Annotated in this window: 10 protein-coding genes; 5 read left to right on the forward strand and 5 right to left on the reverse strand. The window is 43.9% G+C overall.

Annotated features, from left to right (window positions below; translation table 11 throughout):
* Positions 1-671: 671 nt before the first annotated feature.
* The 3 genes from SHAL_RS13995 (at position 672) to SHAL_RS14005 (ending at position 4,075) form a co-directional block, all read left to right on the forward strand.
* Positions 672-2,048: a hemolysin family protein gene (locus SHAL_RS13995; RefSeq protein WP_012277780.1), complete on the forward strand. Its 1,377-nt coding sequence runs from the start codon at positions 672-674 to the stop codon at positions 2,046-2,048.
* Positions 2,045-3,061, forward strand: coding sequence for a CNNM domain-containing protein (locus SHAL_RS14000; protein WP_012277781.1), 1,017 nt, complete (start codon positions 2,045-2,047; stop codon positions 3,059-3,061). The genes SHAL_RS13995 and SHAL_RS14000 overlap by 4 nt, the downstream gene beginning before the upstream one ends.
* A gap of 354 nt (positions 3,062-3,415) precedes the next feature.
* Positions 3,416-4,075 carry a YidC/Oxa1 family membrane protein insertase gene (locus SHAL_RS14005; RefSeq protein ID WP_012277782.1) on the forward strand — a complete coding sequence of 220 codons (660 nt, stop codon included), beginning with the start codon at positions 3,416-3,418 and terminating at the stop codon, positions 4,073-4,075.
* Between the two features lie 426 nt (positions 4,076-4,501).
* On the opposite strand, the gene SHAL_RS14010 is transcribed toward SHAL_RS14005, so the two are convergent.
* The 3 genes from SHAL_RS14010 to SHAL_RS14020 all read right to left on the reverse strand — a co-directional run bounded on the left by SHAL_RS14010 (position 4,502) and on the right by SHAL_RS14020 (position 10,217).
* Positions 4,502-5,758 (reverse strand): peptidoglycan DD-metalloendopeptidase family protein, encoded by a 1,257-nt coding sequence (locus SHAL_RS14010; protein ID WP_012277783.1) that lies wholly within the window; start codon positions 5,756-5,758, stop codon positions 4,502-4,504.
* A gap of 260 nt (positions 5,759-6,018) precedes the next feature.
* On the reverse strand, positions 6,019-9,075 hold the full coding sequence (locus SHAL_RS14015) for an AAA family ATPase (protein WP_012277784.1): 3,057 nt from the start codon (positions 9,073-9,075) through the stop codon (positions 6,019-6,021).
* Positions 9,072-10,217, reverse strand: coding sequence for an exonuclease SbcCD subunit D (locus tag SHAL_RS14020; protein ID WP_012277785.1), 1,146 nt, complete (start codon positions 10,215-10,217; stop codon positions 9,072-9,074). Before SHAL_RS14020 ends, SHAL_RS14015 begins: the two co-directional genes overlap by 4 nt.
* A gap of 354 nt (positions 10,218-10,571) precedes the next feature.
* Here SHAL_RS14020 and SHAL_RS14030 point away from each other — a divergent pair, with 354 nt between their 5' ends.
* A complete protein-coding gene (locus tag SHAL_RS14030) occupies positions 10,572-11,816 on the forward strand; it encodes a valine--pyruvate transaminase (protein ID WP_012277786.1) in 1,245 nt (414 codons plus the stop codon).
* 213 nt (positions 11,817-12,029) lie between these two features.
* Here the strand turns inward: SHAL_RS14030 and tsgA are convergent, their stop codons facing one another.
* Entirely contained in the window at positions 12,030-13,208 is a 1,179-nt protein-coding gene (tsgA, locus tag SHAL_RS14035; RefSeq protein ID WP_012277787.1) for an MFS transporter TsgA, read from the reverse strand.
* A 579-nt stretch (positions 13,209-13,787) separates the two neighbouring features.
* A complete protein-coding gene (locus SHAL_RS14040) occupies positions 13,788-14,342 on the reverse strand; it encodes a cytochrome b/b6 domain-containing protein (protein ID WP_012277788.1) in 555 nt (184 codons plus the stop codon).
* A gap of 580 nt (positions 14,343-14,922) precedes the next feature.
* On the opposite strand from SHAL_RS14040, the gene gadC reads away from it, so the two are divergent.
* Positions 14,923-16,437 carry a glutamine/gamma-aminobutyrate antiporter GadC gene (gene gadC / locus SHAL_RS14045; RefSeq protein ID WP_012277789.1) on the forward strand — a complete coding sequence of 505 codons (1,515 nt, stop codon included), beginning with the start codon at positions 14,923-14,925 and terminating at the stop codon, positions 16,435-16,437.
* The last annotated feature ends 16 nt before the right edge of the window (positions 16,438-16,453 follow it).

The raw sequence follows: 16,453 nt of genomic DNA on the forward strand, positions 1-16,453 counted from the left end.
GCTTAGTGCTACCAATTAACCCGTTGGAACTTGTTGTTTAGTCGTTATTAATCACCTACAGCGGGTGCTGGACAGGATGTCCTAATATCGTGACCACATTCTCAATGATATTCCCTACATAACAATGACATTTACCATCTCCCTATGGCCCAAGTGTGAAGGAACGGCCTTATGTGCAGACACTGCAGTGAGACGCTGCAGCTCTTTATGAAAGACGGGTCTGATATCTGATGTGAGCGGATTCATAAATGTCGCGGTGACATGGATGTCATAGAGCAGCCCTTTCATCGAAGTCCGTAGCGATATCTACACTGAATAATTGGTATCTTCATTTAGCCATTAAGGTTTGGTTTCTAACTTGGAAGAGCCCCAAAACAAGTTGACCAAAATGAAAGAATGGCTCTCAATAAACGACTTTTGTAATACTATGATTAATAGAAAGGCAAAAGAAAGATCTGACGCCTTTACGTTTCAAAGGTTGTGTTCTTTTCGGTTGGGCACACTGTCTTATTTTGTTAGCAAGTTGCTGTGTAACTATTGAGTAGACGGCGTTGTTATAGCGGGAATATACTATACTTCTTGTTTTTATATTAGGAATACTTTGTGGACCCCAACTCTAGTCGATTGTGTAACCCCTTACTGGTTTTATGTTACCAAGGGAGGATACAGTAATGATTGAGCTCCTTCTTACTCTTCTGTTTGGCATTCTATTTATCTTGGTAATTATTGCCGCAAACGGCTATTTCGTTGCCCAAGAATTTGCCTATATGGCAGTGGATAGAGCTAGGCTCGCAACCTTGGCTGCCACTGGTGATGAAGCCGCAAAGCGCGCTCTGGCAATTACAAAACGTACCAGTTTTATGTTATCAGGTGCACAGCTTGGCATCACAGTGACAGGTCTGGTGTTAGGCTTTGTCGCAGAACCTCTCGTCGGCCAATCTATAGGGGTGATATTACAAAGCGTTGGATTATCACTTGAGACTGGTATCGCTATCGGTACTGTTAGCACCTTAGCCGTCGCCATGGTTGTTCAAATGATTTTGGGTGAGCTGTACCCTAAAAACCTTGCGATTGCGAACGCAGAGCCAATGTCTCGTATGATGTCTCGCTCGACTCTGATTTACATGTCTGTGTTTGGCTGGATCATCAGTTTCTTCGATAAATCCGCGAACCTCCTTCTCCGTGCTGTTCGCATAGAGCCTGTGCATGATCTCGACGTTAGTGCCTCGGAAGGGGATTTACACCACATCATCGCCAACTCGCGCGATAGCGGTGACTTGCCTGTAGAACTGTCACTGATGATGGATCGCATCCTTGATTTTCCAGAACGCGACGTAGAACACGCCATGGTGCCCCGTTCGCAAGTGGATTGGGTAGAACCAGAAACCACATTAACGGAACTCTTGTCGTTGATGGCACAAGCACACACTCGCTACCCAGTCATCAATGATGATGACGCGCCTGTCGGTGTTGTCCATCTTTCAGATGTGCTTGCGCGAATAGATGCGGGCTATGCTGATGGCACTGTCTCTTCTGTGATGCGTCCTGCCACCGTGCTACCAACGCTGATGCGACTGCCTGACGCGCTTGATCAGCTTGTTACTTCGACCAATCAGATCGCCTGTGTTATCGACGAATACGGTGGTTTTGCCGGTGTGTTGACGATTGAAGATTTGGCGATGGAGATTGTGGGCGAAATCACCGACGAGCATGATGCGGATAGCGGTGATGCTGTTGTTTCTGAGAGCGGCAATGTCTGGTTGATGGAAGGTGACGTTCATATCGATGAAGTTGAGCGCGCGATTGGTTATGACCTGCCGCGTGGCGATGTGGAAACCATTGCGGGTATGCTGATTTCCGCACGAGGCGCACTTCCATCGGAGGGAGATACCGTCATTATTGATCTTCCAATTGATCCTTCAGAGCTCGCGTCAGGTGAGCCTGTATTGCGACATCTTGAGGTTGATGTGTTGCGTATCGAGCGACATGTGCCAACAGAAGTGCGTGTAAAACTGGTAGAGAAGCCAATCGTGGAGGGTGAAGCATGACCGATCCGTTAATTGTCACCCTAGTGACAACGGCCTTAATTGTCTTGAGTGGCTTTTTCGTCATCATCGAGTTTGCTTTGATGGGCGCTCGTCGCCACCGTCTTGAAGAAATAGCAGTTGAGAGCGCTTCTGCGCGAGCTGCGCTGCGCGGTATGAATGATCTGACGCTGATGTTGGCCGGTGCCCAGCTTGGTATTACCTTCTGTACCTTCGCACTAGGTGCGGTGACGAAACCTGCTGTTGATCTGTGGGTTGGCCCGGTTTTTATTGCTATGGGCTTGCCTGATTGGGCAGCCGATGGGGCAGCCTTCGGTTTTGCGCTGTTCGTGGTGACATTTTTGCACTTGGTTGTTGGTGAAATGGCGCCCAAATCCTGGTCCATTGCGCATCCAGAGAAGTCGGCACTTGCTATCGGTATCGTTGCCAGAGCTTACGTTTGGCCATTGCGTCCGCTGCTAAATTGGATCAACAGTATTGCTAACCGCTTGGTGAAAGCCTCTGGTGTTGACCCCGTGGAAAGCGCTGCTGTCGGTGGACAGGATATAGACACCATTCGTCAGTTGGTTGAGCATTCTGGCAATGTCGGCACACTGAAACCGAATATTCAAAAGCAGCTCACTGGTCTTATTGACCTGAGTTCAATCCCTGTCGACACCTTATTGACTGAAGGTCAGGTAATGGCTCATGTCGACGAGAATGCGACTGTAGCCGATGTGCGTGCCGCTGCGATGGAGTCAGGGCATTTACGTATTCTTGTATTTGGAAAAAGTGGTCTCAAACCACTGGTGGTTCATGTGCGTGATACGTTACTGGAACCGACTGATAGACCGGCGAGAGAAGTCGCACGCAATGCATTTGTGCTGGATTCGAAAACGCCGGTCTATGAAGCACTGGCTCGTATGCGTGAAGCCAGCGTTCAGTTAGCGGTAGTGAGTAATAATGGAAAAATGGTGGGCGTAGTAACCCTCGCCGATATTTTAAAACGTGTTCTCCCTACGACAGCTGCAAACTGATAGGTTTCGCTATCATCATTACACCTGCTTCTACGTTGGTGCTTAAAACACAAAAACGCCACCAACCGGTGGCGTTTTTGCTCCTACCCATTTATCAAAGTTTAAACAATGTCGCGCTATACGGGCTAAAAAAAGAAAAGATAGTAAGAAAAGATAGGACAATCATATCTTTTGTGACTTAGCCTCTCGCCCTTTATCTAAAGTAAACCGCAAGGTTTATGATGCAAGCAGCGTTCAAAAACTCTCGACTTAATATGTCGCAATGCCACCGACATAATATGTCGCAACGCTATTGACATAATATGTCTTAAGTCCGTAGTATAAAATACCGTCAGCTAGGGATAGAGAGATATCATGGAACTTTGGACAAATTTTACCGACTTGCTAATACAGACTATTGGTTTTCTAACAACGGAGGTAGGTGTAAGCCAAGGTGTTGCAATCATTCTGCTTACGCTTGTAGTGCGTTTACTATTCAGCCCTATCAGTTGTTCTGCAATGATTAATAGCTATAAAAATAAAAAGACGATGGCAGCAATAAAACCTGAGTTAGATAAGCTAAAGTCAGTTTATAAAGACAAGCCAAACGAAATGGCTAAACAAACAATGGCGCTGTATCGAAAGCACGATATAAAATTTATTAGCAAAACCCTTGTCGCTAATGTTTCCAGCCAAGCAATATTCGGATTTGGGATGTTTCAGGTACTTCAAAAGGCTATTTTTAGCAGTAAATTCGCATGGATTTCTAATATCGCTAAGCCAGATATCGCATTAGCAATGCTTGTAGGAGCATTAACCTATTTATCTATGCTTATGATGCCTGACAGTGCAGAACAAGCGAATGCTTTGTTTCTGCTTATCCCGGCAATGGTCAGTGTTGCTGTTTTGGTTACAGCCCCTTCAGCCTTGAGTTTATACTGGGCTACTTCGAGTGCCTTTGGCGCTCTTCAATCCTTGGTTGTGAACAAGTATTGTGAAAAACAGCAAAGCAATTTGACTCAGCCTCAAGCTTAAATGACTACTAAGTAATGACTACGATATAAATTGGGCTCTAAGCGCTACGAAAAACAGAAAGGTTAAGATAGCAGCCTTTCTTCGTGATCTCGGTGTCCCAATAACATCCGTGTTTAACGGCCAGTTCGCAATCCCTAGCTCTCGCTTATTAGCACATGGCTTCGCCATATTCGTCGTGGTGAATCCCATTTGTCAAAATTTGAGCTCAATACCAGTAAAGCCTGCGACTATGATAGCGCTATCCAACCTATGGTTTTCTGCCTTAGTCTATACCGTCTTTTCGCCCCTAGGATCTAGAACCTGCTTTTCCTAGTACCTTCTTATCATAAGTATAAAAGCCATCCTAAGATGGCTTTTATACTTTCAGTTTTAGAAACTCACTTTTAGAAACTTACTCTGATGAGTTTAACCTGATACCAATTGCGCTTAAGCTATGCCCATCATCATCTTTCTTACCTTAACAATCTGGCTAAACTCGCTCATCTCTTTAGAAGAGAGCTTACTCGCCATCGGTATTTTGGCTTTCATGGCATCAACTGGGCGACCATTGATATGAAATTCATAATGCAGATGTGGGCCAGTCACTCGACCTGTATTGCCCGACAGCGCAATCACTTGACCACGAGAGACACGCTGCCCCTTATGCACGAGTGCTTTCGACAAGTGCAAATAACGAGTGCGATACTTGTTACCGTGGTCAATTACGATGTACTTACCTGCAAATCGATGATCGGTAACCAAAGACACGATACCATCACCAGGTGCGACAATTTTAGTGCCAATAGGAATAGCAAAGTCAGTCCCGTTGTGAGGCGAATTTCGTCCAGTTACAGGATGATGGCGATTAGGATTGAATCGAGAGCTAATTCGGTAATTTTTAGCCAGTGGAATGCGCTGAAATGCGCGCGCTAAGCTCTGCCCTTTCTCATCATAAAAGTTACCGTCAGTATGCTGATAAGCATTAATACTGCTAGAACCTCTATCGATGGTCACGCCCAGCACATGGCTATTACCCGTGGCTTCGCCATCGATAAACTGATCGTTCATCAATACCGAAAATTTGTCACCCGCGCGAAGATCGCGGGCAAAGTTGAGTTTCTCTTTCAGTAACGACTCAACACGCTGGATCTCTGCGGCATTGAGTCCCATCTTTTTGGCTGAAACATAAAAAGAGCCATGGATCTGACCAGAGATGGCGCGATCGCGCCAAATACCTTCGATGTTAATTTCGTCAACGTTAAATGAACCATCATCGAAACGCGTAAAAATCACCTGTCTCGCGGCATTAAAATAGAGACTGAGTTTTTGCAGCTCACCAGCATCATTTAACCAAAACTGGATTTTATTGCCAGGCTTTAAGGTATCTAACGCCAACACATTTAAGTCAGCTTCTAATACACGGTACATGGTTTGTTGATCCACGCCGCCCTGCTCAAACAAACCACTTAAGGTATCGCCTTTGACTATCTCTTTTTGAAACGCCGGCGCAGGCTCTAACAATTGACTGCGGGGAAGAGTCACGCTTTGAGAAAGAATAGACTCAATATCGAGCTGAACCGGGATCCGCTGTGGCATTAGCTCATGCTGGCTTGGCATTAACATGACAGCGCCAATAACCAACACCGAACCTAAAAGGACTTTTCGATGTAAAGAAGATAGCCCCGCGAAACGGTTTTTAGACATATTTGAAAAAGAAAATTTACGTGCGCGCAACCTGTGCCTCAACTTTCATTATTATGATTATCTATTTGACCAAAAAACCCCTTCAATACGAGGTTTGACGCCAAGTTATATCAAAAATAATTCAATTTACAAACTGTTCTATCGCACAAATTACTGATGTAACCAATATAAATATAAGACCATAAAAGGCTCCCCTGTTGAAGTCGAGTGATAAATAATCAACTTCAACAGGATAAAACCTGTCTAACACGAACATGACTTTAAGGCAGTACTATGCTTACCTCACTGCCGATTGCAGTCTTATTGATATCGATACGGGTACCTATCTGCTCCTTCATCTCAGACACATGGGAGATAACCCCGATCATGCGGCCCGATGATTGCAGATCCATCAAGGTCCGAATGGCGAGATCTAGCGAGTCTTGATCTAGACTGCCAAAGCCCTCATCGATAAATAGCGTATCGAGTTTTATGCCACCAGCGTAGGCCTGTACAACATCGGACAGCCCGAGCGCCATAGACAAGGCCGCCATAAAGCTCTCACCGCCACTGAGGGTCGCTACAGGGCGAACTTTTGAGGTGTAGGCATCTTCCACTTCAAGTTCCAGTCCAGACGCCTTATTGCCCTTGGCTCGCTCCTCTTTACGCAGTAAACGATAGCGACCTTTACTCATCAGCTGTAGACGATGACTCGCCTCAAGCAATACATCATCAAGCAGCACACTTAGCACAAAACGCTGTAAACTGATTTTATTGCCTGTTTGGCCATTGGCCACTTCGGATAAGGTACCGATCACCGCATACTCATCTTCAAGCTTCTTAGCTTTGGCATCGGCCTCTTTGAGCTGCTTTTGGGTTTGCATCAGCTGCATCACTCGGCTCTTGAGCATTTGCCAATCTGCTTCCACCGCTTGCAGCTCAGCTTGAATACTCGCTAAGCTTGTCTCTACATCTACAAGTTCTGGCTTAACTCGCTCTGATAACTTGTCACTCAGTTGGCTTAGTGTCGTTTGGTTCGCGATACAATCTTGCTGATACTTTGCTATCTCGTCGCTTATGCCTTTAAGTGCCTCACTGGATAACAAGGCTTGAGTTAGCGCCTGTTGATCGCTAAACCCTGCGCTTAAAAGCTGAGTCGTTAATTCTGTTAACGCTTTATCACTGTGCCCTTTTGCTTGAGCAAGGCTAGATTGAATTGCCGCCAATGCCGATGTGTTGGATGCATCTAACTCCGCCGCCTTACTATGATTTTGGCGGGTCGAATTAATCACTTGCTGCATAACTGCAATCTGCACGTTAACTTGCGCTATGGCGCCATTTAATGCATCGACGCTACGATAATGCTCAGGAATGGCGGTTGATGCATGCTTAAGCTGACCCTGCAGCTCTGCCAGCAAACTTTGTTGATCAGAAAAATGCTCTCGCTCTGTTTCAAGCTGAGTTTGTAGCGCTCTTTCTTTCGTTTGCCACTCTTGCAGTTGGCCTCTTAACTGGCCTAATTGCAGAGCAGCATCATTAGTCTGCTTTAATTGTTGCTGTAAAATATGCAAATGCATCTGCAACTCATCAATCGATTGTTGACTGGCATCGCCAATTTTTTGTTGATACTCACCCTTGAGCTTCGTTTGCTCCTGAAGTTGAGCTTTTATTCCCTTATAATCTGCTATTGCTTTATTCAGCGCATCTTTTGCAAGGCCACAGGCGTGTTTACTTGACTCTAATTGTTCTTCTGTCGGCAGCAATTGTTCACTATGAGCAGGATTCGGGTGAACATCACTACCACACACTGAACAAGGCTCTCCAGGGCTAAGTTTTTGCGCTAAAAGACTTGCTTGACCTCGGTACCATACCAATTGCATTTGATCAAAAGCGTCTTCTTTAGCTTGGGCATCTAAACGAAACTCTTTACCCTTTTCCCCTGCTCGTTTCAATTCAAGTTCTGTATTTTCAGCATATCTACAAGCTTGTTGCCAAAGCTGATAACGCTCAATCAAGTCACTTTGTGCCGTAAGTGCTTGTTGAGCATTAACCTGCTCGCTTGCAACTTGCTCTAATTGCGGTAACTGCTGCTCGGCTTGTTGTTTTTGCGCTTGCAGCGCATCTAACTGCCCTTTTGCATTAATGCCTTTCTGTTTAGCTTGCTCTAGCTGCACAATGGCTTGATTTACCTGATGCTGCAGTGCATCAAAACCTTGTAATTGCGGTAATAATTGGCTTAATTGCTGCAATTCATTTTGTGCGCTTTGCAACTTTTGCTCTTGCTCTGGCAAGACATCTATTTGCGTTTGGCTATGGGCTAGCGACTGCGCGCTACTCTCTTTCGCCACTTGTGCGTTAACGCATGCGCCTTGGGACTGTACCACTTCGGCGTCACGAGCAAGTGACATATCAAGCACAGGTTTGAGTTGCAGTGCCTTTTGGCCGTTCTCAAGCCTTGTCTTATCTTGCTCTATCGCCTGTTTTTTTTCATCGAGTAAGGCGGCGGTTTGTTTAAGCTTATCTAGCGCATCAAAGTCATTAACCAGTAACTTAGCCGACTCAAACTGCTTATTAGCGTTAATGAGCGCTAGTTGACTCTGCTCTTTGAGCACTAAAGCTTGGGCCAGCTTTGGTTCGAGCTCAATGAGTTCATCATTTAACGCTTCATCGGATTCAAGCTCGATATTGTGCAACATACCAGCACGTTTATTACGATGATCTCGTACTTCAGTTTTAATCGCTGCAGCTTGAAACTTCAGTTTGTCTTCAATCTTACGATAAATGTGCGTTTGAAATAGCTGGCTGAAAATCTTCTCTCTGTCTTTAGAGTCTGCCATCAACAGCTCACGGAACTTGCCCTGAGGCAGCACCATCACTTGGCGAAACTGATCGGCATCGAGGCCTGTAAGACTCTCTATTTCTGCTGTGGCTTCTGAAACTTTACTCGCTACCAGCAAATGCTCGCTACCATCACTATCGATGCGATAAAGCTGAGCTTCCGGCTTTTGTACCGTGTAACCATCGCCACTTTTTTTAGCCCGCTGCTGCTCTGGCACTCGGCGTATGCGGTACTGCTTATCACCCAAAGCAAAACTAAAGGTGACTTCGGTCAATAAGCTGTCTGGCGCTAAGTCACAGCGCATCTGGCTGCCCTCGCGCTCATCACCTGTGGTCTTGCCATACAGTGCAAAACAGATGGCATCTAATAATGTGGTTTTACCCGCACCAGTAGGACCATTTATCAAAAACAGCGGATTAGAACCCAGTGCTGCAAAGTCGGTCATTTGAGTCGATGCAAAAGGGCCGAACGCCGACATCTCTAGCGTAATGGGTCTCATGATGTGCGCTCCACTTTATGTAGCTCGTCGATTGCGCTGGTCATTGCCAGCTTTTGCGCCTCTGTCATTGGCTCACCAGACACCTGAGTAAAAAAGTCGGTAAACATGTCAAACTCGCCCTTCTTTATATGATCTCGGCTTAGCTCAACCTTGCTGCCCTCACTCATTAAACCTGTACGCTCTAAGTGCAGCACATTCGGGTACACGCTTCTCAGTTTACCCATGGCATCTAAGATGGCAGTTTTATCACTCAGTCTCACCATCAGATAATCTTCACGATTAAGATCGGTTTTGCCAGCCTCTAACAAATCGGCAAGTAACCCCTCGATAATGCGCACATCTCTCATGGCTGTTAACGGCAGTAACTCGAAGCTCGCTTTGCCGTCACGGTCTAATTCAACCAAGGTGACAGACTTGTTTTGATGCTGCTCACTAAAAGAATACTTGAGCATTGAACCCGAATACCTAACATGTTCAGCGCCTTTGTATTGCGGCCCATGCAGGTGACCCAATGCGGTATAATTAAAAGCATTAAACAATTTAGGCGAGACTTTATCTGCGCCGCCAATGCTGAGCGGACGCTCAGATTCAGACTCACTGCCACCATCGAGAAAACAGTGGCTGACAACGATTTTTGGTAGCCCTTGGCTATCATGCTCACTCACCTGCTCAAGCAGTTTTGCCATTGCCTCTTCATGGGTACTCACCTCACAATCAAACACATGACGTACGGTGGCAGGGTCGGCATAAGGCAGACCATAAAACATGGCATTACCCTGCTTGCCTTTAAGCTCAATAGGCCTAACCTCTTGAGTTAGCGGACCTATGATATGCAAGCCGCTGTCATTCATCTGTCTTGAAGCAAAACCTAAACGTTCGTGACCATCATGGTTACCCGCTATCATGATAAGTGGGATCTTAAGTTCATTCACCAGACGATTAACGACTTCATCCAATAAAGCGACCGCTGCCGCTGGCGGAATAGATCTGTCATAGATATCACCTGCAACAACCACAGCATCAACATCTCGGGTTTTAGCGAGTTCGACAATTTGGTTTAAAACGAAGCGCTGATCATCGAGCAGGCTCTGGTTATGAAGCTGTCTGCCGATGTGCCAGTCAGAAGTATGGATAAATTTCATGCTTTCTCGTTTAAAAATGAGGAGGATCCGGGAGAGTGTCCGTGAAGACTTTCTGTTTAAGTTTCAGTTTCGGCTTTCCGTTTTGATAATAGTAAGAAAACTGAACCATTTGCACAATAGCCTACGCAAGACAGATAAACTAAGTGAAGCTCTGCGCATCAATCACACACAAACAACACACAAACCACTGAGTTCCGTTTTGAATCAAATCGAGTGATTGAACAAATAATTTACGATTTCATCAGTAAAATATGACCTATGCCAAATTAGTCACTAAAAATTGAAAAAATGAGTGCGTTTTATTCTGAGTATTGTTACTACAGGCGTACTTAAGTAATAGTGGTACTAGATAGCATGCAGTTTTCAAAGTTTGGTGAAAAATTTAATCGTTACTCCGGCATTACTCAGTTAATGGATGATCTTAATGAGGGGTTACGCACACCCGGCGCGATTATGCTCGGCGGTGGTAACCCGGCATCTATTCCTGCCATGCAAGATTATTTTCACCAAGCGACAGCCGATATGCTGGCCAATGGCGAGCTCGTCTCGGCATTAGGTAACTATGACGGCCCACAGGGAAAAGATACCTTCTTAAATGCCTTGGCATCTCTATTACGGGACACTTACGGCTGGGACATCAGTCCAAAGAATATCAGCCTGACCAATGGTAGCCAAAGCGCCTTCTTCTATCTATTCAATTTACTGGCTGGTAAGCAAGATGATGGCAGCCATAAGAAAATCTTGTTACCACTCGCGCCTGAATATATCGGTTACAACGATACCGGGCTCGATGATGACATTTTTGTCTCTTATCGCCCCGATATTGAGATGCTAGACAACCGCATGTTTAAGTACCATGTTGACTTTGAGCAATTAGAGATCGACGATTCAGTGGCGGCAATATGTGTGTCTCGCCCAACCAATCCAACGGGTAACGTACTCACCGATGCAGAAGTAGCAAAACTCGATGAGTTAGCGCGTGCTAACGGAGTCCCACTGATCATAGATAACGCCTATGGCACCCCTTTCCCGAATATCATCTTCGAAGAAGTGACCCCGTTTTGGAATAGCAACACCATATTATGTATGAGCCTATCTAAGCTCGGCCTACCGGGTGTTCGCTGTGGTATTGTGATCGCTAACGAAGAGATCACTCAAGCACTGTCCAATCTTAATGCCATCATAAGCCTAGCACCGGGGGGATTCGGCCCTGCAATCGCTAAGCACATGATTGAGTCTGGCGATTTACTGAATTTGAGCGAAAACGTCATCAAGCCTTTTTATCAGCAAAAGTCTGAGTTTGCCGTTGCCTTATTGCAGCAATCGATTACTGATAGCCGATTTAAAATTCATAAACCAGAAGGCGCTATGTTCCTCTGGCTTTGGTTTGATGAGTTACCTATCACCACAATGGAGCTCTATAACCGACTAAAAGCGCGCGGCGTGTTAATTGTCCCCGGCGAGTACTTCTTCTTTGGACTAGAGGATGATTGGGACCATGCTAGTCAGTGCTTACGCATGAACTATGTGCAAGATGAAGCCAAGATGCGCGCAGGCATTGCGATTATCAGCGAAGAGGTCGCGAAGGCTTACGCGTAACCACTTCCGTGACACGACAGTGATACTCTCGTGGAGACATCTGATGTGAACGATTCCATTAATGTTGCGGTGACATGGATGTCATAGAGCGGCCATGACACCGACGGTTACCGCCTCGCTCACGCGTCAATGTTAAGTTCTTCGGCTTAGTATTATAAAAAATACATAAAAAAGCCCCCTCAAAAGAGGGGGCTTACTCACTTATCTAATTAATTAATGGCTTGATGAATGGCCGTGAATACGATGCTTTGTTACAAAGCCGACTAATAAGCACATAATAAATACGACCGCATATAAACCATTACCGGTCAGCATTGCTGCATGCGCACCATAACTCTTCACAATTGGACTGGTAACAACGAAAGTCAACATAGTGCCAATACTGCCACAGAATAAAATAAAATTTACAATGCGAGGCGATGCTTCTTTTGTCTGCTGTGACGCCAGTGTAATGATGGTCGTATAAATAGCACTACTGAAGAAACCTAATACTGAGATGATAATAAGTAAATGCTCAGTATCTGTATCCATATTGAACCAGAACATTAATCCAGTGGCTAAAGCAGAAAGCACCAATACAAAATATTGAATATCAAATCGCTTCATTAATATACTAAAGCCCCACATACCAAGCATGTATGCGCCCCAGAAGTAACTTAGTAATTGACTTGCACCACTTAAATTCATGCCCAACGATTTAGTTGCATATTCAGGGATCCATGAAATAAAAGCCATTTGCCCTAAAATATAACAAAGTGCTGCAATCGCTAAAAACAGAATACCTAGGCTCCATTTCTCTTTTACCGCTTGTTGTTCATCAGACTTAACCAGTGCAGGGAATTCGCAAATAAGTGCCAGTATAAAGATAGCAACGTAAATCATGCCAATGGCAACGTATACCCAATACCAAGCAATACTGTGTGCGAGTAATGCAGCCGAAATTAGCGGGAAAATCATACCTGCCATACTGAAAAATGAATCGGTAAACAGTAATCGTGAACCACGTTGTTTACCATGGTAGAGGCGAGTAATTAAATAAGTACCAATTGACATGGTAATACCACTCACCACACCAAGAACAAACATGCTACCAGAGAAGATTGCAAGGTTATGACCAAACATTAACCCTAAAACCGCCAGTAGCATCAGAATAAAACCAAAAATAAGCTGCTTTTTCAGTGAAATGATTTCCATTAACCACACATTAAAGAAAATAGAAATTAATACGCCAGTATTCAAGAATGTAAAAGTGTTACTCATGCTGGAGATAGGTAAATTGAAAAATTTAGCAATATCCCCCATCACAATCCCAGTGACAATAATCAAAGATCCCGTTAATGCATAGGATAAAAAGCTTATCCATGTGAGTAGGATGCGATTGCGCTCGGTCATAACAAGTCCTGTATCGTAAAAATTGGATAAAAAAAATCGACCTCTAAAAGTCGATTTAAGCTGGCCTATTTTAACATGATACAACTTGATACATAAATGAAGATCAAAAAATGCGCCAAAATAAATTAGCTGTGACTAATTTATTTTACGTTCTACATACCTACAAACAAGCATCACCAACAACACGTGCAACATAGCAAGCATGCAATCAACACTTACAACATCTTTGCAATGAACTTAGTGTTATAAATATCGCAATTAACCATAATCAATTGCATAAAAAATCCACAATCTATGTAGCTTGCCGTCAATGCGTAAGATGTAGTCAGCGCTAATACAAATTAACCCGTGCTAATTAGATGGGTTTAAGCGATTTTCAAATCGCTTTGTCTTTCATAATTTCAAGTTCAAATTCATCAACACGAATCGCACGTTCACGTTTTAAATTATAATCTTGAAATTTTTATCCTTTATAAGCATTTAATGATGTTAGCCGCAAGAGCATTATCTAACCTTTCAGCAAACTTAATTCCAGCACCTAACAACATGGCCATCCATAGTTATTTCATTCCTATAGGCTTATTCTCGCCACCATTTAAATAGATGCAGCAATGCAAAAGCTCCATGAGCAAAGAAATAAGCCTGAATAAATGTCACAGAGAGCTTATGGACTGACAGAAGTAACTCGTTTGGTCCACTCATATTGACCACTAAAAACCACGTAGCGCCAGTGACTAAAGCTAGCAATAAAGCAAGCAGCCCTAAGCCCTCAACGGTTGCAGCTAATCCTGCAGGTTTAGGCTCAGGGAGTATCACTTTTAGCAAGGATTCCGCATCCTCTTTAATCCCCTCATACCGCCCAAACAGCCATGGATAAAGATCGAATAACCTACGTCGCATAATAACTTTTATTGCAAAAATAATACCGAGTGGCAGAAGCACTAATCCCGCGTATATGTGAATAAATGCAAGATCTGCAATTTTATTTAGTGGTGTATCCCCATGCACATGCATTAACGAACTGGAGATCAGTTGAAGTAGCACTCCAATCATGACGACAAAATGCAGGATCTTCTCAATAAAAGGCAGAGACTGAAAAAGCACTCTTATTCCTTGTTTTAATTTTTTATTCATACTTAAATTTTATCAACTTAGTAGTAAACAGTACTATGGTTAGGTTAGTCGTGATATCTCTTCAATGCCTAACAATTCAGCATTTAAACAATACGGTAAAGGTCAGGCTCAATTTATCTAAACTCCTTTCTACGACAGCGTATTTTACTTGTCACTGACTAAACAAACAGCGATCAACAAAAAAACATGCGACTTTTGTATTTATTCACACAGTTTTGTGAGCGATATCACACTTTCAACCCCTGACTTAATTAACAATTGTATCAATGTTTTGCACTCAATTTTGAAACCAGTTAGCTCATAAAATGAAGAGAGTCGCTCAAGCTACATAGCAGCTCTTTGATTTTTAGTGGACTTTACATGGACTCATATAATGATGTAGAGCCAAAAAGTTATTTTCAATACATCTGCTACTTTTTATATAGTGGTTTTTTTATTTAATAAAGCTGCAGAGAATGAAATAAATAAAAAAACACTACATAACAACAGCCTAAATCACTTGTTTAGCTAAGCAACGCTTATTTGCAGCGCTATGCAGTCATCAATTTAGAATGAATTAATACATTTTTGAGAGAAAAGTATGAAACAAACAGAAAAAAAAGGGATCAGCATATTTGCCTTAGCAATGCTTAATGTTGTTGCTGTGGTGAGTTTGCGTGGATTACCAGCTGAAGCAGAGTATGGTTTGAGCTCTATATTTTACTATATTTTTGCTGCCATTGTTTTTTTAGTTCCTGTCTCTTTAGTCGCTGCCGAACTCGCGACGGGTTGGTCAGAAAAAGGAGGCGTATTTCGCTGGGTGGGTGAGGCATTTGGCCCTAAGCTAGCCCTAATTGCTATCTTTATGCTCTGGATTGAGGTGACGGTTTGGTTCCCAACCGCCTTAACTTTTGGTTCAGTCTCTCTTGCGTTTATGGGGCCAAATCAAACGTGGGATCAATCCTTATCTGAAAATAAATTTTTTGTTCTCGCCATTGTGCTTGCCATTTATTGGCTGGCAACATTTGTAGCTCTACGCGGTACTGAAGCCTTCGCAAAACTCGCAAAATGGGGTGGTTTGATAGGTACCGTTATTCCAGGTGTGATTCTTATCGTATTAGGTTTTTCATATCTTTTTGCAGGTAATACGCCACAGATCGAGTTAGCTTGGAAAGATGTCATTCCTGACTTTTCAAACTTTAATAATGTTGTGCTTGCTGCCAGTATTTTCCTCTTCTATGCCGGTATGGAAATGAATGCCATCCATGTGAAAGAGGTCGATAATGCCCCTAGAAATTACCCTATTGCCATCGGTATTGCGGCATTAGGTACGGTGCTCGTTTTCGTTCTTGGTACACTGGCAATTGCTTTTGTTATTCCTCAGTCAGAGATTAACCTAACGCAAAGCTTATTAGTGGCCTATCACGACATGTTTGTTTGGGCAGGTATAGGCTGGGCAGCTCCAGTGATGGCAGCATGTTTGGCACTTGGCGTATTAGCCGGTGTTGTAGGCTGGGTTGCAGGTCCATCTTCTGCGCTACTTGTAGTAGCAAAAGGCGGTTACCTTCCTCGCTTTTGGCAGCAAACCAATAAACACGGTATGGCTACGCACATCATGATGGCACAAGCACTGTTAGTGACCTTAATTTCAACGGTATTTGTGGTTCTTCCCTCTGTGCAAGCTGCTTACCAAATCTTGAGTCAGCTAACGATTGTACTGTATCTCATTATGTACTTGATGATGTTTGCTGCAGCCATATACTTACGCTACAGCCAGCCTAATCGTCCTCGTCCTTATAAAATTCCTGGTGGAAGTCTCGGTATGTGGTTGATTGCGGGTCTAGGCTTTATTGGCTCATTAACCGCTTTCCTATTTTCATTTATTCCACCATCACAAATCGCGGTCGGTAGCCCTGAAACCTTTGTCGCCATCTTGGTGATCCTCACTATTGTCTTTGTCTCTATACCCCTGCTAATTTATAAAGCACGTAAGCCTCACTGGCGCGATCCTGAAGTCACTGACTTTGCCCCTTTCACTTGGGAAATTGAGGATAAACATCCGGGTGTGATTAACCCATCGGATAAAGTCACTCACACTTTACATCAACCTAACTAAGTCAAGACGAGGATAA

This window comes from Shewanella halifaxensis HAW-EB4 (assembly GCF_000019185.1).
In the GTDB taxonomy this organism is placed as follows: Bacteria; Pseudomonadota; Gammaproteobacteria; order Enterobacterales; family Shewanellaceae; genus Shewanella; species Shewanella halifaxensis.